Here is an 18,141-nt window from a genome sequence, read left to right on the forward strand (position 1 = left end):
GGTGTGTGGCCCAAATGTAATCGAAAAACCGATCACATTGGCTGACCGCCACCTGGCTCCGGAACCGTAAAAAGGCAAGTGCTGCTAATCTAACGCAGCACTTGCCTTTTTGGTATGGCTGTCCCTGCCTACATCTCCTTCTCCGTACCCGTCACCTTCCGCCAGCTCCACAGCAAAGGACGCAAAGGGAAATACAAGAAATGCAGCATCCTCGGCAGCGGCAGCGTCTTGGCATCCGCAGCATAAGGATACAGGAAGCTCGCGGAGCGGAGCATCCGGCTTCGGGTGGATAGAATGCTGGGCAGATACCGGTTGAAATGCTGCTCAACCTCCGGCTCCAGCGGAGGAGTATTCAAATTCACGATCCGTGGGAGATAGAACAGAATGTCCTGCGCCAGCCTGCGGGCCTTGGGGCTGTCCATCAGAGGGGCAAGGCTGGAATCGACCGGCGTCTCCAGCAGCTCGTTGGCCAGAATCAGCGTCTGTCCTCCTATGGCGTTATGATTATAGCGCTGCAATAAGCGGACCAGCTTGACGGAGTCGGGCGGCTGCTGTCCCAGCAGCAGCATCTTGATGTCCTGCAGCCATCTCAGCCGGGACCAGGCATGTCTGGCTCCATGCACAGCCAGGAACATGAACAGATCCTCCGGCCCCAGATAGCGGACATTCTGGCCGAAGGTGCTGCTGGTCCGCGATTGACGCCATAGCTCGTCGAACGCAGGCTCTTTGGCGGGACCTGGTCCTAACCGCCAGTGAAGCTCCAGGTTGACATTGCTGAGCGGATGCACGAACGTTGAATGATGCTCCCGCCATTTCCAATCGCCGAGCAGGCTCTCGAATTTGTCTTCCTTTACATAACCCAGCCGGATCAGCAAGGTTTCGGCATCCTCCAGCTGTTCCATCGGCACCAGGAAGTCGAGATCCCGGGAGGTGCGCTGCGACAAGTCTCCGTACAGCTCCTGCCCAAGCACCGGCCCTTTGAGGAACAGGCAGCGGATATTCAGCTCGGCCAGCTGGCCCGCGATATTGCTCATTTCACCGCTAAGCTGGAGCATCTGAACCGTATTCCTGCGGTATTGCCATTTTAGCTGCTCCAGAACCTCAGAAGGGACCACCTTCTCTTCCATCTTGCTCAGCCTGGAATAGAGGTAGGGATAGACCCTATGCTGCCGGTTCAGCTCCACGAATAAGTCCCAGTTCACCTCTGTGAACAACTGCGGATGCTTCCGCGCCGTCTCATCTGGATTTCCGGAATTCAGAAGTGCAAGAATAAGGGTTACTTCCTTGGTTAAGCTTGCCTGATTAAGGATATTCCGGTCAGTCATAGAGACGCTCCTTACCTGAGTTGTGAACAGATCCGCACCGGATTTGTTCAAATATAAGAATTTATATGTTGCACACAATAACTTATCCTTCTATTTCTCGCTGAAACGGTACCGTCCTTTAAAAGGACGGCGAAACCGTTTCCACTTGTATTAAAAAAACGATATTAGTGAGCGTACCACCGCTAACCGAAATTTGTCAATTTTTCGCCGGGGCGTCCCGGAGCCTGTCAATCCTGCCGGCAGAGAATAATCTTGACTCCGCAGTGACGGCTGCCCTTATAATGCAGGTTAAGAGAGAAATGAATCGACGGGAGAGTTGCAGAGGAATGGTACTGCTCGGAGCAATCGTGAATGGAATAGCAATTATTGCCGGAACTCTGCTGGGCAAGCTGCTGGAACGGATACCGGAGAGTATGAAGAACACTGTGATGCACGCGATTGGTCTGGCGCTTATGCTGCTGGGGGTACAGATGGGCCTGAAAAGCGGGAATTTCCTCATTGTCATTCTAAGTCTGGTAATCGGCGCAGTGGCCGGGGAGTGGATCAATATTGAAGACAAGTTCAGCCGCGCAGGCGATTGGCTGGAGCGTAGAGCAGGTGCGGGCGGACGGGGGAGGATCTCGGTGGGTTTTGTCACGGCAAGCCTGGTGTTTGTTGTAGGGGCAATGGCTATTCTGGGAGCGCTGGACAGCGGTATCAAGGGCAATCATGAGATTCTCTACGCCAAATCCATCATGGACGGGTTCATTGCCATCATTCTGACTACAACGCTGGGCATCGGTGTGATGTTCTCGGCCATTCCCGTTGTTCTGTATCAAGGGGCCATCGCTTTACTGGCTACGCAGATTACCCGGTTTGTGCCTGATGCGCTGCTGAACGACTGCATTGCAGAGATGACCGCAACAGGCGGAGTGATGATTATCGGAATCGGGCTGAACCTGCTCGGGATTATCAAGATCAAGGTAGCCAACTTACTGCCCGGTATCCTGGTGGCTGTGCTGCTGGTCGTGCTGGTCCATAACTTTCAACTGAATTGAGGGAGGGACTTCTCCGCTTGAGCTTCATTGAACCTGCTTGCGTCTCTCATTAATGGAACTAACCCACTGCTGGGTTTGATCTACTTTCCAAGCGGCGCATTCTTCCTGTCCTCCGTCTGTATATGTAATTCTTAACAGCAGCTGGCCGGCCTTGCCGGTTTTGCCGAGATGTGCAGGGGTTGTGTCGACACTCAGGATAGATTTCAGCGGAATGGCCAGGCTTCGGGCGGGCAGATACATTTCCCATCGTAGATCGTCCTTTATCATAAGAAGCCAGCCATTACCGCGGATTTGTCCCTGACCCTGTGTAGAGCGGCCGTAGAAGTTGGCAAGACGGTTCGAGAGAATAATCGTCTGTTCGTGTAACTGGCGGCGGATTCGCAGAATCCTGACAAATACTATGACTGCAGCAAGCAATAGTCCTGTGAATACAATGATAAATGTAATGCCGATCATCCCCTTACCTAATTTGTGCAGCTTCAATGGGGAGATTACCATATACTGCGGCTGATGAAAATGAGGTTGCACACAGTATAGTCAGATTCGCTCGTACAGCTACGGCTAATGCGTATGCTCCGGTTATTCTCTACTTTTTAATTGTAATAGCAATAACACCCCGCGCTTTCCCGCTTACGCTGAGCGCATGTGCAGTGCGCAGTCCTTCTTCACTCAGCGCAAAAGAACCGCCGATCAGCGCCTGGAGCTTCCCTCCAGCCGTTAGCCGGGCCAGCTCGGTCAGCTGGTAGGGATCGGCGGCGGGAGTCAGATAAGCTGCTGTAATTCCTTGCTGTGCAGCCAGGGCCGGATCAGGAGGCTGGGCAGTGGAGACCAGCCTTCCGCCCGGAGTCAGTACCGCGAAGCTTCTGCTTAGCGCATGGCCTCCTGCGGTATCGATCACCACATCGATGCTCTGGCCCAGAATCGCGGCAAAATCCTGCCCGCCGCTGTTAATCGCCTGATCAGCCCCAATTCCCCAAGCGGCATCCAGCCCCTCATCGCCGTTGACGGTAGTGATCACCGTGGCTCCCCGGAGCTTGGCCAGCTGCACTGCGAAGCTGCCGGTTCCTCCGGTACCGTTCTGCACCAGCACGCGGTCCGTGCTTGCGACCTTGGCGGCTGACAGCGCCTGCCAGGCCGTAAGCCCGGCAGCGGGTAACGCCCCGGCAACTTCGAAGGATAACGCCGGTGGCTTAAGCGCCAGCTCATCCTCCCTGGCCAATGCATATTCCGCATAACCTCCGCCCTCGGCTGCGGGCTTCAGACCAAATACCTCGTCGCCAGGCTTGAAGCGGCTCACCCCTGCACCGGTGTCTGCAACGATTCCGGCTACAGCAACACCCGGGATGAACGACCGGGAAGCTGGGCGGGCCCCGCCGGCAGTCCGTGCTCCATCCAGTATCCTGCAATTTGCCGGATGAACTGAGGTCGCATACATCTCAATCAGCACCTCCAGCTCACCCGGAATGGGCAAAGGGAGTTCTATTTCTGTTAAATCCCCGGACGGGCCGGTCACGTGTATGGCAATGGCTTTCATCTGTAATAAGCCTCCTTATTCGGCTGGCGGAATATTTGGTACATACTATACTCATTCGGCTGCCGTTAGTCAAAATCAGTCATTCCAGGCTTTTTTACGCGAATGTTTGGACAAAAGATTGAAATCAAGCCGCGCAGTACGGTAGAATTGCACTAGGTAAGATGATTACGTTCGATATATCAGATTTAACCAAGAAGGGGATTGTAACGCTTGAATAATGAAGAAGTCATCCAAGAGCTGCCAGAGAACTATGACGAACTGAAGAAAGCCGCCGGCCGTTCCGCAGACTGGAGAGCGCGTCTTGAAGCAGTAGAAGAGCTGGGCCGCTACAACCACAAACAAATTATCGATATCCTGAATCGCCTGATGATCAGCGATCCTGTATATACCGTGCAAGAAGCTGCATATCACAAGCTGGTGGCTTTTGGCGAAGAGGTCAAGGTTCCATCGAAGAACAAAGCAGAACTGTTCAAAGGGGTATCCAAGATTATTCTGCGGATTAAGAAGAGCCTGCCTAAGGACCATTCTTACGAAGAATTCAAAGAGAAGCTGAAGAAGATGCGGGTTGATGTCTACGATGCCTATGAAGGCGAGAAGGGCGCGGATTTCGATCAGTGGCTGGAGAAGATGTGGGCTTCGGCTGCCAAGTAACCAATCTCAAAATAACATAGCACATTAGCATGGCAGCACCAAGCGGAGAGATAGGGGCGTTCCCTATGGCTCCGCTATATTTTTGTGATAAAGGATGATTACATGCTTACTGGTACATTTCAGGAATTCCTTAAGCTGTCCACGCAGCTGCGTCCCGGGTACACCGCCAGTCTGGGGAAGGCTCCGGCAGGAGGCAGTGATGCGATATTAGAGTTTACATCCGAAGTGCCTGCGCTTCTGCGGGCAATCTATGATACGGTTCTGGGAACGGGCGGCGCTGAGGAAGATCCCAGCCTGCTGGAGTTCATTCCGGGCTACCGGCTGATTCATATCGGGGAATACGGCCATGAAGTGAACATACTGTCAGGGATTCTTCAGGAGAAGGGATACACCGGCGGTGGAACCATCTTGCCGCTGCTGACGAACTATGGAAGTGATTATATCTGCTACTACCGCTCTGAAGAAGGGGTGGAACGGATCTGTGATTTGCTGCACGACTACGGCGATCTGGTGGTAATGTACGATTCACCGGAGAAGTTCCTGGAGACACTGTGTGAATTCTATAAGCAGGAGGTCTATTTCCTGGATGAGGAAGGGTATCTGGACTGCGATCTGGTAAAAGAAGGCGAGGTAGGCGCGACGCTCAACCCGGAAGCGGAATATTGGTCCGAGTAAGGCATGTGCTGCACGCTTAGGCGTCCAAAAACACAAAAATCCCCGTCCTACATCACTGTAGGAACGGGGATTTTATAGTTTCGGCTGGCGATATAGCTGCCTAATTTGCAGGATTCCCTGGATAGAGCAGCTCTTGCTACAGATTAGCCTGCTTTTCCTGCTCACGCAGCTCGATTCTGCGGATCTTTCCGGAGGTTGTCTTCGGAAGATCTGTAATGTATTCGATTTTGCGCGGATACTTGTAAGGGGCGGTCTGCTCCTTGACATGGGCTTGCAGCTCTTTGGTCAGCTCCGGTGTTCCGGCATGGCCGTCTTTCAGCACGATAAAAGCCTTGACGACCGAGCCGCGGATCTCATCCGGGCTTGCGACCACAGCGCATTCCTTAACGAGGGTATGCTTCATCAGCGCCTCTTCCACCTCGAATGGTCCGATGGTATAGCCCGAGCTGATGATGATGTCATCACCGCGCCCCTCGAACCAGAAATAACCGTCCTCATCCTTGCGCGCCCGGTCGCCCGTTACGAAATACTCCCCATGCGAGCAGTTCGTTTTGCGCTCGGGATCTTTATAATAGTTCTGGAACAGGGCAGGCATGCTCAGATGTACGGCGATATCGCCGACCACTCCGGCAGGCAGCGGATGTCCGTCCTCGTCGATTACCTCGACAATGCCGGGGGCAATCGATTTGCCCATGGAGCCGACCCGGATCGGTTCATCCTTCAGCGCTGCGATGATGAGTGTGCTCTCCGTTTGTCCATAGCCGTCACGGATTGTAATATTGAAGTTTTGCTGGAACGTGTGAATGACTTCCTGATTCAGCGGTTCACCGGCGGATACGGCGCAGCGCAGATTGGACAGGTCGTAATCGGCCAGACCCTCAGTCTTCGCCATCAGGCGGTATTCAGTTGGAGTGCAGCATAATACCTGGATCTTCTCGTCCTGCAGCAATTGCAGGTAGCGCTCCGGATGGAAGGCTCCGTTATAGACGAAGCCGGTTGCCCCGTTGCCGAGTACCGTCAGGAACGGACTCCAGATCCACTTCTGCCAGCCCGGTGCGGCGGTAGCCCAGACCGTATCCGATTCGCGGATATCGAACCAGAGGGAGGAAGTGATCCGCAGATGGGCATATCCCCAGCCGTGGGTATGAACGACTGCTTTGGGGTTGCCGGTTGTGCCGGAGGTATAGGCCAGAATGGCGATATCATCACGGCGGCTGGCAACCGCAGGGAACGAATCCGCTTGTCCTATCATTAGACCCTCCAGGTCGATCCAGCCTTCTTCTGGCTCAGCCTCGCCGCTTGCGACAGACAGGCGGTAGTCCAGTGCGGGCAGGTCATCGGAGATTTTGTTCACTTCACCGGTAACCTCGGACCAGACAATCACAGCCCGTGCTTCGGAATGGCGCAGCCGGTACGAGAGATCCTTCGCCCGCAGCATTTCAGATGATGGAATAACAGCCAGTCCCAGCTTCAGGCAGGCCAGATAAATCGCATAGGCGATAATCCGGCGGGGCACCATGACCAGGACCCGGTCGCCCTGCGTAAGTCCGAGTGCGGCCAGCCCGCCAGCGAGACGGTTAGCCTGAGCCATGAGCGCACCATAGGTGATTTGCTCCAGGCTCCCGTTTTCATGTAACCATTTAATTGCAATCTTGTCTTCAGGATGCTGCTCCATTTCCGAAGTGAGATTGTAGAATTCAGGTGCGATCCAGCGTTGATTATCCAAATGAACCTCTCCTATATAATCGTGATGATGTATCTGTTAACTTCAGTATAGCATGTTCTCCTAGTACCAGATGCTAATCGGCTCACAGGACACCGGAGAACGTTGTGTGACAGTCTTTATTTTGAAGCTTCTTGATGCTTAAAGAATCCCTGGAAAGTATTCTTAACCGGATACGGGTACAATACCTTAGAGCCCTTCGCCCAGCGAAGCGGCAGAAAGCAGGCAACGGCAATGGACCGGAATACAGTGATCAATGCAACAGTTATTAATGAAACCGAATTTAATGAGATATTCGCTATTATGGAAGCTTCTTTTCCGGTAAGTGAGCTCCGCACCCGCAGCGGACAGCAGGCTTTACTGGAGCATCCGAATTATCATCTATATACGAGTAAGGATGCGGAGGGGCGGATATTGGCTTTTTTGGCGGCATGGGAATTTCCCGGACTGCGGTTTATTGAGCATATTGCCGTGAATCCCCAGCGGCGGAGCGGAGGGATCGGCCACAAGCTGATGAGCAGCTATCTCATGCGTTCGGACAAGCCGGTGCTGCTTGAGGTAGAGCCGCCGGACGGCGAGCTGGAGCGGAGAAGGATCGGATTCTATGAGCGGCTGGGCTTCCACCTGAATCCCTATGATTACGTGCAGCCGCCGCTGCGTGCAGGACAAGCTGAGCTTCCACTGCGTATTATGACCTGCCCGGAGCCGGTAACGATGGAGGAATTCTGCCGCTTCAGAGATATTTTGTACACAGAGGTGTATGGGTTGAGCGTTTGAATTACTTCTTTACAATCCGGATACAAGTTGGAAACAAGTTAATGGTTTAATAAGTCTATAGCAAGGAACACACACACTAACATCACAACTAAGGGAGACGATATTCAATGAAAAGCAAAAAAATGATCATAGCCACTATGGTATTCGGAATGGCCGTTACAGGTTCAGCAGGTGTCTACGCAGGAACGAACATGCAGAAGATCAGCGCCTATCTTAACCACGGCATCGGATTCAAAGTAAACGGAGCAGCCTACACCCCGGTAGATAACAACGGTAAAACCATGGCGCCGATCACTTATAAGGATACGACATATCTTCCGGTCCGGGCGATGGCAGATGCGCTGAAAGTGCCGGTTACATTCAACGCCTCCACGAATGAGGTTATCCTTGGCACTGGAACAGGGACCACCACGCCGGATAATGGTTCAGCTGTGAAGCTGACAGAGGTACAATACAGTGCAGCACAGAAGGAGCAGATTGCTAAGGAGTTTGCGAAATTCGAGGGCTTTGAGACAGCCTATGCCCCTACACAGATGATCAGCGGAGATGCTTTCCAGAAGGTTGCAGGCGGCGGTGACGGCGTAAGCTTCCTCTTCAACAAAATGCGGGTGAATATCTCGCCGCGTGACTATTCCGAGGGCTATAACAGCAGCACAGTGAAGCTCTCCAATGGAACAGAGGCGAAATGGTACACCCCTTCGGATACGCCTATGCTGACCTTCAAGCTGGCCGACCGTTTCGTAACCATCAGCTCCGCTGACAAATCACTCAGCAAAGCGCAAATCGAGAAAGTGGCTGTAGGTGTAGCGAAACTGAGTAAATAAATAACTATTCATGCAAAAGGGATGTCCACGCAAGCCGTAACTGGCTGCGCGGACATCCCTTTCTGTTTTGTATTGTGCTTGTAATGGAGCAATCATCCCGCACAAGCCGGAGCCTGGCAGGTTAACGGGACGTCAATGTTTGCGCTGGATGCGATGTGCTGGAGGTGCTATTTCTGGATGTACTATTTGTTGGAGCTATGCTGTTTATTGGCCAGCCGTGCGCCAGGGGTACCTTTACCCCGTTTTCTGTTCTTTAGCGCTTTACGCTGATTCTCCTGGAACTTCTCCACGAATTCATGAGTGTCCATTATGATCCCCCTATAACGTTTGATTACGTAAGCTTCCGGCTTCCAGAGCTAACGTTTAGATACTCGGTTATTCTACCCACATAAGGCTAATATCATTCGAAGATGTTGCTTATAAAATAATTCTTGCAACGAATTGCTATACATGATATATTCTATTTCTGGCCGCGAAACATCAAGTCCTGGCTCGAAAAGAAGTTGAAAAAAAGAGCTTGCATTGATTGGCTGGATGTGATATATTATAAGAGTTGCTGGTGACGACAACATCGACACTAACAACGAGCTTGATCTTTGAAAACTGAACAACGAGTGAGTATCGGAGATCGCTTCGGCGAGATCCAAAATGAGAATGAAAATTCTCGTCAGATGTTTCAAAATGAGCAATCGCTCTTTCTAAATACCAATTTGGAGAGTTTGATCCTGGCTCAGGACGAACGCTGGCGGCGTGCCTAATACATGCAAGTCGAGCGGAGTTTGAAAGGAAGCTTGCTTCCTTTCAAACTTAGCGGCGGACGGGTGAGTAACACGTAGGCAACCTGCCCTCAAGCCTGGGATAACTACCGGAAACGGTAGCTAATACCGGATAATTTCTTTCTTCTCCTGAGGAGAGAATGAAAGGCGGAGCAATCTGCCGCTTGGGGATGGGCCTGCGGCGCATTAGCTAGTTGGTGGGGTAACGGCCCACCAAGGCGACGATGCGTAGCCGACCTGAGAGGGTGAACGGCCACACTGGGACTGAGACACGGCCCAGACTCCTACGGGAGGCAGCAGTAGGGAATCTTCCGCAATGGGCGCAAGCCTGACGGAGCAACGCCGCGTGAGTGATGAAGGTTTTCGGATCGTAAAGCTCTGTTGCCAGGGAAGAACGTCCGGTAGAGTAACTGCTGCCGGAGTGACGGTACCTGAGAAGAAAGCCCCGGCTAACTACGTGCCAGCAGCCGCGGTAATACGTAGGGGGCAAGCGTTGTCCGGAATTATTGGGCGTAAAGCGCGCGCAGGCGGTTATTTAAGTCTGGTGTTTAAACCTTGGGCTCAACCTGAGGTCGCACTGGAAACTGGGTGACTTGAGTACAGAAGAGGAAAGTGGAATTCCACGTGTAGCGGTGAAATGCGTAGATATGTGGAGGAACACCAGTGGCGAAGGCGACTTTCTGGGCTGTAACTGACGCTGAGGCGCGAAAGCGTGGGGAGCAAACAGGATTAGATACCCTGGTAGTCCACGCCGTAAACGATGAGTGCTAGGTGTTAGGGGTTTCGATACCCTTGGTGCCGAAGTTAACACAGTAAGCACTCCGCCTGGGGAGTACGGTCGCAAGACTGAAACTCAAAGGAATTGACGGGGACCCGCACAAGCAGTGGAGTATGTGGTTTAATTCGAAGCAACGCGAAGAACCTTACCAGGTCTTGACATCCAACTAACGAAGCAGAGATGCATCAGGTGCCCTTCGGGGAAAGTTGAGACAGGTGGTGCATGGTTGTCGTCAGCTCGTGTCGTGAGATGTTGGGTTAAGTCCCGCAACGAGCGCAACCCTTGACTTTAGTTGCCAGCAGGTAGAGCTGGGCACTCTAGAGTGACTGCCGGTGACAAACCGGAGGAAGGTGGGGATGACGTCAAATCATCATGCCCCTTATGACCTGGGCTACACACGTACTACAATGGCCGGTACAACGGGAAGCGAAGCCGCGAGGTGGAGCCAATCCCAGCAAAGCCGGTCTCAGTTCGGATTGCAGGCTGCAACTCGCCTGCATGAAGTCGGAATTGCTAGTAATCGCGGATCAGCATGCCGCGGTGAATACGTTCCCGGGTCTTGTACACACCGCCCGTCACACCACGAGAGTTTACAACACCCGAAGTCGGTGGGGTAACCCGCAAGGGAGCCAGCCGCCGAAGGTGGGGTAGATGATTGGGGTGAAGTCGTAACAAGGTAGCCGTATCGGAAGGTGCGGCTGGATCACCTCCTTTCTATGGAGAATCGTTTCCTGCAATGGAAACATTCAAATCGGAAGCTTTGCTTCCACAATGAACCCTTGGGTTCAAACACTCACTCGTTGGTCAGTTTTGAGAGCTCAAACTCTCAGTAAGACTTGATCCTTGAAAACTGGATACCGAAACGAATTTGCGTTTTAGAACATTCCTTTAAGCTGAACTTGTGTAAACAAGTTTTGAATTAATGGCGATGCTACGATGATCTTGAAGGAAATACAGACGTTGAAGAAATTCATTGTCCGATATTTTCCTGACGGAAAAATCGAGGTTAAGCTACTAAGAGCACACGGAGGATGCCTAGGCGCCAGGAGCCGACGAAGGACGTGGCGAACAACGAAACTGCCTCGGGGAGCTGTAAGCAAGCTTTGATCCGGGGGTGTCCGAATGGGGAAACCCAGCTGTGGTAATTCGCAGTTACTCGTATCTGAATACATAGGATACGTAGAGGCAGACCAGGGGAACTGAAACATCTAAGTACCCTGAGGAAGAGAAAACAATAGTGATTCCGTCAGTAGCGGCGAGCGAACGCGGAACAGCCTAAACCAAGGGGCTTGCCTCTTGGGGTTGTGGGACGTCTCACATGGAGTTACAAAGGAATCGAGTAGGCGAAGAGGTCTGGAAAGGCCCGCGATAGAGGTAAAAGCCCTGTAGCCCAAACTGTGTTCCCTCCGAGACGGATCCCGAGTAGTGCGGGGCACGTGAAACCCCGTATGAATCCAGCAGGACCATCTGCTAAGGCTAAATACTACCTGGCGACCGATAGTGAAACAGTACCGTGAGGGAAAGGTGAAAAGCACCCCGGAAGGGGAGTGAAATAGAACCTGAAACCGTGTGCTTACAAAAAGTCAGAGCCCGTTTTAGGGGTGATGGCGTGCCTTTTGTAGAATGAACCGGCGAGTTACGTTTAACATGCAAGGTTAAGGTGAGAAGCCGGAGCCGCAGCGAAAGCGAGTCTGAATAGGGCGACTAAGTATGTGGACGTAGACCCGAAACCGTGTGATCTACCCCTGTCCAGGGTGAAGGTGCGGTAACACGCACTGGAGGCCCGAACCCACGCATGTTGAAAAATGCGGGGATGAGGTGGGGGTAGCGGAGAAATTCCAATCGAACTCGGAGATAGCTGGTTCTCCCCGAAATAGCTTTAGGGCTAGCCTCGGTGAATGGAGTGGTGGAGGTAGAGCACTGATTGGGTGCGGGGCCCGCAAGGGTTACCAAGCTCAGTCAAACTCCGAATGCCATTTACTTCTTGCCGGGAGTCAGACAGTGAGTGCTAAGATCCATTGTCAAAAGGGAAACAGCCCAGACCATCAGCTAAGGTCCCCAAGTGTGTGTTAAGTGGGAAAGGATGTGGAGTTGCACAGACAACCAGGATGTTGGCTTAGAAGCAGCCACCATTGAAAGAGTGCGTAATAGCTCACTGGTCGAGTGACTCTGCGCCGAAAATGTAACGGGGCTAAACACACCACCGAAGCTATGGCTAGATGCGTTGCATCTGGGGTAGGGGAGCGTTGTATGTGGGTTGAAGGTGTACCGTAAGGAGCGCTGGACAGCATACAAGTGAGAATGCCGGTATGAGTAACGAAAAGATCAGTGAGAATCTGATCCGCCGAAAGCCCAAGGTTTCCTGAGGAAGGCTCGTCCGCTCAGGGTAAGTCGGGACCTAAGGCGAGGCCGACAGGCGTAGTCGAAGGACAACAGTTTGAAATTACTGTACCACCGTAATCCGCTATGAGCGATGGGGTGACGCAGGAGGGTAGTGACGCGGACTGATGGATGTCCGTCTAAGCAGTGAGGCTGGTGTGCAGGCAAATCCGCACACTACTAAGGCTGGGCTGTGATGGGGAGCGAAAATTATAGTAGCGAAGGTCATGATCTCACACTGCCAAGAAAAGCCTCTAGTCAGGAGAAGGTGCCCGTACCGCAAACCGACACAGGTAGGCGAGAAGAGAATTCTAAGGCGCGCGGAAGAACTCTCGTTAAGGAACTCGGCAAAATGACCCCGTAACTTCGGGAGAAGGGGTGCCTCGGTAGGGTGAATAGCCCGAGGGGGCCGCAGTGAAAAGGCCCAAGCGACTGTTTAGCAAAAACACAGGTCTGTGCGAAGCCGCAAGGCGAAGTATACGGGCTGACGCCTGCCCGGTGCTGGAAGGTTAAGGGGAGCGGTTAGGAGCAATCCGAAGCTGTGAACCGAAGCCCCAGTAAACGGCGGCCGTAACTATAACGGTCCTAAGGTAGCGAAATTCCTTGTCAGGTAAATTCTGACCCGCACGAATGGCGTAACGACTTGGGCGCTGTCTCAACGAGAGATCCGGTGAAATTTTAATACCTGTGAAGATGCAGGTTACCCGCGACAAGACGGAAAGACCCCATGGAGCTTTACTGCAGCTTGATATTGAATTTGGGTACGATCTGTACAGGATAGGTGGGAGCCGGTGAGGCAGGAGCGCAAGCTTCTGCGGAGGCGCCGTTGGGATACCACCCTGATCGTATCTAGGTTCTAACCTGGTGCCCTTATCGGGTACGGGGACCGTGTCAGGCGGGCAGTTTGACTGGGGCGGTCGCCTCCTAAAGAGTAACGGAGGCGTTCAAAGGTTCCCTCAGAATGGTTGGAAATCATTCGCAGAGTGCAAAGGCATAAGGGAGCTTGACTGCGAGACCTACAAGTCGAGCAGGGACGAAAGTCGGACTTAGTGATCCGGTGGTACCGCATGGAAGGGCCATCGCTCAACGGATAAAAGCTACCCTGGGGATAACAGGCTTATCTCCCCCAAGAGTCCACATCGACGGGGAGGTTTGGCACCTCGATGTCGGCTCATCGCATCCTGGGGCTGAAGTAGGTCCCAAGGGTTGGGCTGTTCGCCCATTAAAGCGGTACGCGAGCTGGGTTCAGAACGTCGTGAGACAGTTCGGTCCCTATCTGTCGTGGGCGCAGGAAATTTGAGAGGAGCTGTCCTTAGTACGAGAGGACCGGGATGGACGTACCGCTGGTGCATCAGTTGTTCCGCCAGGAGCATGGCTGAGTAGCTACGTACGGACGGGATAAGCGCTGAAAGCATCTAAGCGTGAAGCCCCCCTCAAGATGAGATTTCCCAGTATGTAAGACCCCTTGAAGACGACGAGGTAGATAGGTTGGAGGTGGAAGTGCAGCAATGCATGGAGCTGACCAATACTAATCGGTCGAGGGCTTATCCAATTTCTAATACACAGATTCGTTTCGGATTCAGTTTTCAGGCGATCAAGCCTGATATGTATATTCCCTGATAGCTCAGTTGGTAGAGCACTCGACTGTTAATCGAGTTGTCACAGGTTCGAGTCCTGTTCGGGGAGCCATATGGAGAGGTGTCCGAGTTTGGCCGAAGGAGCACGATTGGAAATCGTGTAGGCGCCACAAGCGTCTCGAGGGTTCGAATCCCTCTCTCTCCGTAGCGTTACTTCCCTGCAAAGGGATGAGAACCCTCCGTGGTTCGTTGGAGCATAAGCTTCGTTAGCACTACATCGCAATCTCGTAACGAAGTGAAGAGTATCCCTCTCTCTCCGTAGCGTTACTTTTCACTGAATACTTTTTACACAGCATGGCTCGTTGGTCAAGGGGTTAAGACACCTCCCTTTCACGGAGGTAACATGGGTTCGAATCCCATACGAGTCACCAATTTCTTCTTCGATTAATGGGATGAGAATTCCCTGGGTTCGTTGAAGCATAAGCATCGTAAGGAATACTTCGCAATCTCGTAACGGAGTGGAGAGTATCCCATACGAGTCATATATGGAGGCTTAGCTCAGCTGGGAGAGCATCTGCCTTACAAGCAGAGGGTCGGGGGTTCGAACCCCTCAGCCTCCACCATCTATCTTAACCGAATAGATATTGTTCAATGACGCGGGGTGGAGCAGCCCGGTAGCTCGTCGGGCTCATAACCCGAAGGCCGCAGGTTCAAATCCTGCCCCCGCAATTGTTCCCCACAAGTGGAAGATTTGCTCTGAAGCATATTCCGAATACTTTCCGGGGGACCCAAATGCCAACATGGAACCGTGGTGTAGTTGGCCTAACATGCCTGCCTGTCACGCAGGAGATCGCGGGTTCGAATCCCGTCGGTTCCGCCATTTAATGGCGTAAGGGATGAGAAATCCCTGGGTTCGTTGAAGCATAAGCTTCGAAAGGAATACTTCGCAATCTCCTAACGGAGTGAAGAGTATCCCGTCGGTTCCGCCATTTTTATTGTATCCTTGTATCAAGGTGTAAGGGATTGAGCATCCTATATCTCGAAGTATAGAGTATCCATCCGATTCCGTAGTGTTCTGCTAATTATAATATTGGGGATTAGCCAAGCGGTAAGGCAACGGACTTTGACTCCGTCATTCCATAGGTTCGATTCCTATATCCCCAGCCATTTTTTTGAATGTTTCTCTTATGAGAGCCATTAGCTCAGTTGGTAGAGCACCTGACTTTTAATCAGGGTGTCGAAGGTTCGAGTCCTTCATGGCTCACCATTTTCTTGTAACGTGTGCGCGTGTGGCGGAATGGCAGACGCACCAGACTTAGGATCTGGCGTTTCACGACGTGGGGGTTCAAGTCCCTTCACGCGCACCATGTTTTTGCGGACGTGGCTCAGCGGTAGAGCATCGCCTTGCCAAGGCGAGGGTCGCGGGTTCGATTCCCGTCGTCCGCTCCATATAGATTTTGCGCCCTTAGCTCAGCTGGATAGAGCGTTTGACTACGAATCAAAAGGCCGGGAGTTCGAATCTCTCAGGGCGCGCCATTATCACATCATTGATTCAACAAAGTGTCCTCAGATTCGAACGAGTTCGTTGGAGCATAGGCTTCGATAGGATCACTTCGCAATCGGATGTGCAGCATCCGAATCTCTCAGGGCGCGCCATTTTTATTATCGGGATGTAGCTCAGCTTGGTAGAGCACCTGGTTTGGGACCAGGGGGTCGCATGTTCAAATCGTGTCATCCCGATATTTCATTTCACCTGTGCGGGTGTAGTTCAATGGTAGAACTTCAGCCTTCCAAGCTGATAGCGTGGGTTCGATTCCCATCACCCGCTTATATCTGTATCACCTAAGTCCGTCAGCCCTATGGGGAAGACGGACTTTTTTGTTGTATTAGGAAACTATAGTTTCCTGCTGCTGTGGAAAAGGTGTGTGTAAATTTGTAGATAAGAGTTCTTGGAAGGATTCGTAGAATGACTTCGATGCGGAATGTGACTGAAGGCTGAAGGTATGCTTAAACCGAATACAATGGGCAGGTATAGGCATACGGACCAAATATATGTCAAAAACAGCATACGTTGTGCCCGCAAGCAGGCATACGGACCAAATGTATGTCAAAAACAGCATACGTTGTGCCCGCAAGCAGGCATACGGGCCAAATGTATGTCAAAAACAGCATACGTTGTGCCCGCAAGCAGGCATACGGGCCAAATGTATGTGGAAAACAGCATACATTCGGTGCTGGTAAGCAGGCATACGGGCCAAATGTATGTGGAAAACAGCATACGTTGTGCTCGTAAGTAGGCATACGGATCAAATGTATGTAGAAAACAGCATACATTGTGTTCGCGCAAAGGTAATTTTATTCATCCGTTAGGATGATTTTGTCGTGTCCTTTATTTAGGAAATATGTGCGGAAATCCGAATACAATTGGTGCTGCTCCGATGAGGAATGGGCCCTACGCTCCGCAGGCCGTAACATTTTAGAGAAATCCTGCAAGAAGTGAAGGAATACTGCCCAATAGAAGCGCCGGATTCAGAAATCCTGCATGAAATACAACAATGCCAGCGCTAATTTGTACTAAACACCGGAATTCCTGCAAATGATGCAACAATGTACCGTAGCCCGTAACATTTCTAGAGAAATCCTGCAAAATGTGCAACAATGCGGCTCCGAGCAAGTGGGCGGTGAGAGAGAACGCTTAGAATTGACTAGAGGTAGGATACGGGAGTACCGCCATGAAAGGAAAAACACTTCAGAACGCGTGCGACCAACCCCGACCAACCGAATACATTCGCTGCTGAGGAGCTATCCTCCTACCTTGCTAGGCTGTAGTCGTCAAAAGGTCGCCAGAAGGCGGTTGATGGAGAAAAGTGAGCTCCCTGTAAGCGTGGTATAGAGGGACCAGTATGGTTCACCCACCAGGGGGATTTTGATGTAGTCAGGGGAATGTTGCAATAGTATTGCGGAGCGTTATGTTTCTATAGAACTGATATAGTATAGCTATGGGAACATAGACAACATTGACTTGGAAGCTGAGGAGCATATGCAATGACAGACAAAGTAATACGGATTTTCAGAATCATTAACGCTATTCAGTCGAACCCCGGGATTACGGCGGCGGACCTGGCCTTCAGGTGCGAGGTGAATATTAGAACGATCTACAGGGATCTTGAGGTGATCAGCCACTTTGCTCCGGTTACGAATCAGGGAAGAGGCACGGGGTACCGGTTCATGGGGAAGTTCTTTTTGTATCCGCTGGATTTCTCGGAGCAGGAGTCGCTGGCGTTCTCGCTGCTGCCATCGGTCCTCAATCAGGATCGAATCCCGCCGGGATTCCATTCTGCGTACGACAAGGTGATGGGCACCCATCTGAAAGAGAAATCCAGGCAGAACGGCCTGCTGGAGGATATAGCGGATATTATCCAAATGGGCACGCCGGCCTACCGCAAGGAGAGCAGGAACTTCCTGCAGCCGCTCATTGGAGCGATTCTGGAGCAACGCAGCATCCGGACGGTCTACCACTCGCAGTCACGCAACGCCACTACAGCACGGGAGATTGACCCGTATTATCTGATCCCGCGGGATCAGCGCTTTTATCTGATTGGCTATTGCCACCTGAAGGGAGCGATTCGTACGTTTCGGATTAGCCGATTTGAGCAGGTAGAGATGACGGCTTCCACTTTTGATAAGGGGAATTTCAATATTAAGAAGTATCTGAAAAACACCTGGTCGATCAACCGCGGAGCCCGGAATATCACGTTCAAGGTACGGTTCCATCCGGAGGTGGCGCGTTATATTAAGGAAGAGGAGCTGTTCGTACAGCCCCGGATGAGCGAAGAAGGCGATGGAACCCTGCTGTTCGAGGTCACGGTTAATAATGAGCAGGAGTTCACGAAGTGGATTCTGCAATATGGCCCGAACGCGGAGATTCTGGAGCCGGAATCGGCCAGGGTACGGTTGAAGGAGCAGCTGGAGCAGTGGCTGGATGTATATCAGCAGTAGTGTTGGGCAACAATATTACATATTTTGGAACGAGTTGTGTCGAAAAGGTTAGTTTGATTGGCTCAACTGGAGAATAAAGGGCTTTT

11 protein-coding genes, 13 tRNA genes and 2 rRNA genes are annotated in these 18,141 nt (G+C 52.0%); 21 read left to right on the forward strand and 5 right to left on the reverse strand.

Annotated elements, in window-relative coordinates; all coding sequences use genetic code 11:
- Positions 1–128 precede the first annotated feature (128 nt).
- A complete protein-coding gene (locus tag MHH28_RS26750; RefSeq protein ID WP_405107261.1) occupies positions 129–1,325 on the reverse strand; it encodes a nucleotidyltransferase family protein in 1,197 nt (398 codons plus the stop codon).
- Positions 1,326–1,651: 326 nt separating this feature from the next.
- Here MHH28_RS26750 and MHH28_RS26755 point away from each other — a divergent pair, with 326 nt between their 5' ends.
- Positions 1,652–2,362, forward strand: coding sequence for a DUF554 domain-containing protein (locus tag MHH28_RS26755; protein WP_405107263.1), 711 nt, complete (start codon positions 1,652–1,654; stop codon positions 2,360–2,362).
- A 24-nt stretch (positions 2,363–2,386) separates the two neighbouring features.
- On the opposite strand, the gene MHH28_RS26760 is transcribed toward MHH28_RS26755, so the two are convergent.
- Positions 2,387–2,890: a hypothetical protein gene (locus tag MHH28_RS26760; RefSeq protein WP_405107265.1), complete on the reverse strand. Its 504-nt coding sequence runs from the start codon at positions 2,888–2,890 to the stop codon at positions 2,387–2,389.
- Between the two features lie 58 nt (positions 2,891–2,948).
- Complete coding sequence (locus tag MHH28_RS26765; protein WP_405107268.1) at positions 2,949–3,896, reverse strand: NADP-dependent oxidoreductase; 948 nt, start codon at positions 3,894–3,896, stop codon at positions 2,949–2,951.
- Between the two features lie 210 nt (positions 3,897–4,106).
- On the opposite strand from MHH28_RS26765, the gene MHH28_RS26770 reads away from it, so the two are divergent.
- Both MHH28_RS26770 and MHH28_RS26775 read left to right on the forward strand, forming a co-directional pair.
- On the forward strand, positions 4,107–4,547 hold the full coding sequence (locus MHH28_RS26770) for a HEAT repeat domain-containing protein (protein ID WP_341186978.1): 441 nt from the start codon (positions 4,107–4,109) through the stop codon (positions 4,545–4,547).
- 102 nt (positions 4,548–4,649) lie between these two features.
- The gene (locus tag MHH28_RS26775; protein ID WP_405107271.1) at positions 4,650–5,222 is read left to right on the forward strand and encodes a hypothetical protein; all 573 of its coding nucleotides are present in this window, start codon (positions 4,650–4,652) and stop codon (positions 5,220–5,222) included.
- 136 nt (positions 5,223–5,358) lie between these two features.
- Here MHH28_RS26775 and MHH28_RS26780 read toward each other — a convergent pair whose 3' ends face one another.
- The gene (locus tag MHH28_RS26780) at positions 5,359–6,897 is read right to left on the reverse strand and encodes an acyl-CoA synthetase (protein WP_405117263.1); all 1,539 of its coding nucleotides are present in this window, start codon (positions 6,895–6,897) and stop codon (positions 5,359–5,361) included.
- 282 nt (positions 6,898–7,179) lie between these two features.
- On the opposite strand from MHH28_RS26780, the gene MHH28_RS26785 reads away from it, so the two are divergent.
- Both MHH28_RS26785 and MHH28_RS26790 read left to right on the forward strand, forming a co-directional pair.
- Positions 7,180–7,722, forward strand: coding sequence for a GNAT family N-acetyltransferase (locus MHH28_RS26785; RefSeq protein ID WP_405107274.1), 543 nt, complete (start codon positions 7,180–7,182; stop codon positions 7,720–7,722).
- A gap of 107 nt (positions 7,723–7,829) precedes the next feature.
- Positions 7,830–8,546 carry a hypothetical protein gene (locus MHH28_RS26790; protein WP_405107277.1) on the forward strand — a complete coding sequence of 239 codons (717 nt, stop codon included), beginning with the start codon at positions 7,830–7,832 and terminating at the stop codon, positions 8,544–8,546.
- Positions 8,547–8,728: 182 nt separating this feature from the next.
- Here MHH28_RS26790 and MHH28_RS26795 read toward each other — a convergent pair whose 3' ends face one another.
- Complete coding sequence (locus MHH28_RS26795) at positions 8,729–8,854, reverse strand: DUF4023 family protein (RefSeq protein ID WP_076081926.1); 126 nt, start codon at positions 8,852–8,854, stop codon at positions 8,729–8,731.
- Between the two features lie 399 nt (positions 8,855–9,253).
- Between MHH28_RS26795 and MHH28_RS26800 the strand changes: the two genes are divergently transcribed.
- The 16 genes from MHH28_RS26800 to MHH28_RS26875 all read left to right on the forward strand — a co-directional run bounded on the left by MHH28_RS26800 (position 9,254) and on the right by MHH28_RS26875 (position 18,055).
- Positions 9,254–10,814 (forward strand): 16S ribosomal RNA (locus tag MHH28_RS26800).
- Between the two features lie 290 nt (positions 10,815–11,104).
- Positions 11,105–14,031: ribosomal RNA gene (locus MHH28_RS26805) — 23S ribosomal RNA — on the forward strand.
- Together the 16S and 23S rRNA genes with 13 tRNA genes alongside form the textbook arrangement of a ribosomal RNA operon.
- Before the next feature lie 61 nt (positions 14,032–14,092).
- A tRNA-Asn gene (locus tag MHH28_RS26810) sits at positions 14,093–14,168 on the forward strand.
- 3 nt (positions 14,169–14,171) lie between these two features.
- Positions 14,172–14,261, forward strand: a tRNA-Ser gene (locus tag MHH28_RS26815).
- Positions 14,262–14,412: 151 nt separating this feature from the next.
- Positions 14,413–14,487: transfer RNA gene (locus tag MHH28_RS26820), tRNA-Glu, on the forward strand.
- Positions 14,488–14,603: 116 nt separating this feature from the next.
- Positions 14,604–14,679 (forward strand) — tRNA-Val (locus MHH28_RS26825).
- 32 nt (positions 14,680–14,711) lie between these two features.
- Positions 14,712–14,785 (forward strand) — tRNA-Met (locus MHH28_RS26830).
- Positions 14,786–14,858: 73 nt separating this feature from the next.
- Positions 14,859–14,936 (forward strand) — tRNA-Asp (locus MHH28_RS26835).
- Positions 14,937–15,147: 211 nt separating this feature from the next.
- A tRNA-Gln gene (locus MHH28_RS26840) sits at positions 15,148–15,223 on the forward strand.
- 24 nt (positions 15,224–15,247) lie between these two features.
- Positions 15,248–15,323, forward strand: a tRNA-Lys gene (locus MHH28_RS26845).
- Positions 15,324–15,339: 16 nt separating this feature from the next.
- A tRNA-Leu gene (locus MHH28_RS26850) sits at positions 15,340–15,423 on the forward strand.
- A 7-nt stretch (positions 15,424–15,430) separates the two neighbouring features.
- Positions 15,431–15,505 (forward strand) — tRNA-Gly (locus MHH28_RS26855).
- Between the two features lie 10 nt (positions 15,506–15,515).
- A tRNA-Arg gene (locus MHH28_RS26860) sits at positions 15,516–15,592 on the forward strand.
- A 130-nt stretch (positions 15,593–15,722) separates the two neighbouring features.
- Positions 15,723–15,796 (forward strand) — tRNA-Pro (locus MHH28_RS26865).
- A gap of 17 nt (positions 15,797–15,813) precedes the next feature.
- A tRNA-Gly gene (locus MHH28_RS26870) sits at positions 15,814–15,884 on the forward strand.
- Between the two features lie 1,217 nt (positions 15,885–17,101).
- On the forward strand, positions 17,102–18,055 hold the full coding sequence (locus MHH28_RS26875) for a helix-turn-helix transcriptional regulator (protein WP_405107282.1): 954 nt from the start codon (positions 17,102–17,104) through the stop codon (positions 18,053–18,055).
- The last annotated feature ends 86 nt before the right edge of the window (positions 18,056–18,141 follow it).

The organism is Paenibacillus sp. FSL K6-1217 (assembly GCF_045040735.1).
Classification (GTDB): Bacteria; Bacillota; Bacilli; order Paenibacillales; family Paenibacillaceae; genus Paenibacillus_AQ.

Excerpts from the sequence above, each read along its gene's own strand:
- MHH28_RS26750 (WP_405107261.1), bottom strand. The coding sequence starts at position 1,325 with ATGACTGACCGGAATATCCTTAATCAGGCAAGCTTAACCAAGGAAGTA.
- MHH28_RS26755 (WP_405107263.1), top strand. The coding sequence starts at position 1,652 with ATGGTACTGCTCGGAGCAATCGTGAATGGAATAGCAATTATTGCCGGA.
- MHH28_RS26765 (WP_405107268.1), bottom strand. The coding sequence starts at position 3,896 with ATGAAAGCCATTGCCATACACGTGACCGGCCCGTCCGGGGATTTAACA.
- MHH28_RS26775 (WP_405107271.1), top strand. The coding sequence starts at position 4,650 with ATGCTTACTGGTACATTTCAGGAATTCCTTAAGCTGTCCACGCAGCTG.
- MHH28_RS26780 (WP_405117263.1), bottom strand. The coding sequence starts at position 6,897 with ATGGAGCAGCATCCTGAAGACAAGATTGCAATTAAATGGTTACATGAA.
- MHH28_RS26785 (WP_405107274.1), top strand. The coding sequence starts at position 7,180 with ATGGACCGGAATACAGTGATCAATGCAACAGTTATTAATGAAACCGAA.
- MHH28_RS26790 (WP_405107277.1), top strand. The coding sequence starts at position 7,830 with ATGAAAAGCAAAAAAATGATCATAGCCACTATGGTATTCGGAATGGCC.
- MHH28_RS26795 (WP_076081926.1), bottom strand. The coding sequence starts at position 8,854 with ATGGACACTCATGAATTCGTGGAGAAGTTCCAGGAGAATCAGCGTAAA.
- MHH28_RS26875 (WP_405107282.1), top strand. The coding sequence starts at position 17,102 with ATGACAGACAAAGTAATACGGATTTTCAGAATCATTAACGCTATTCAG.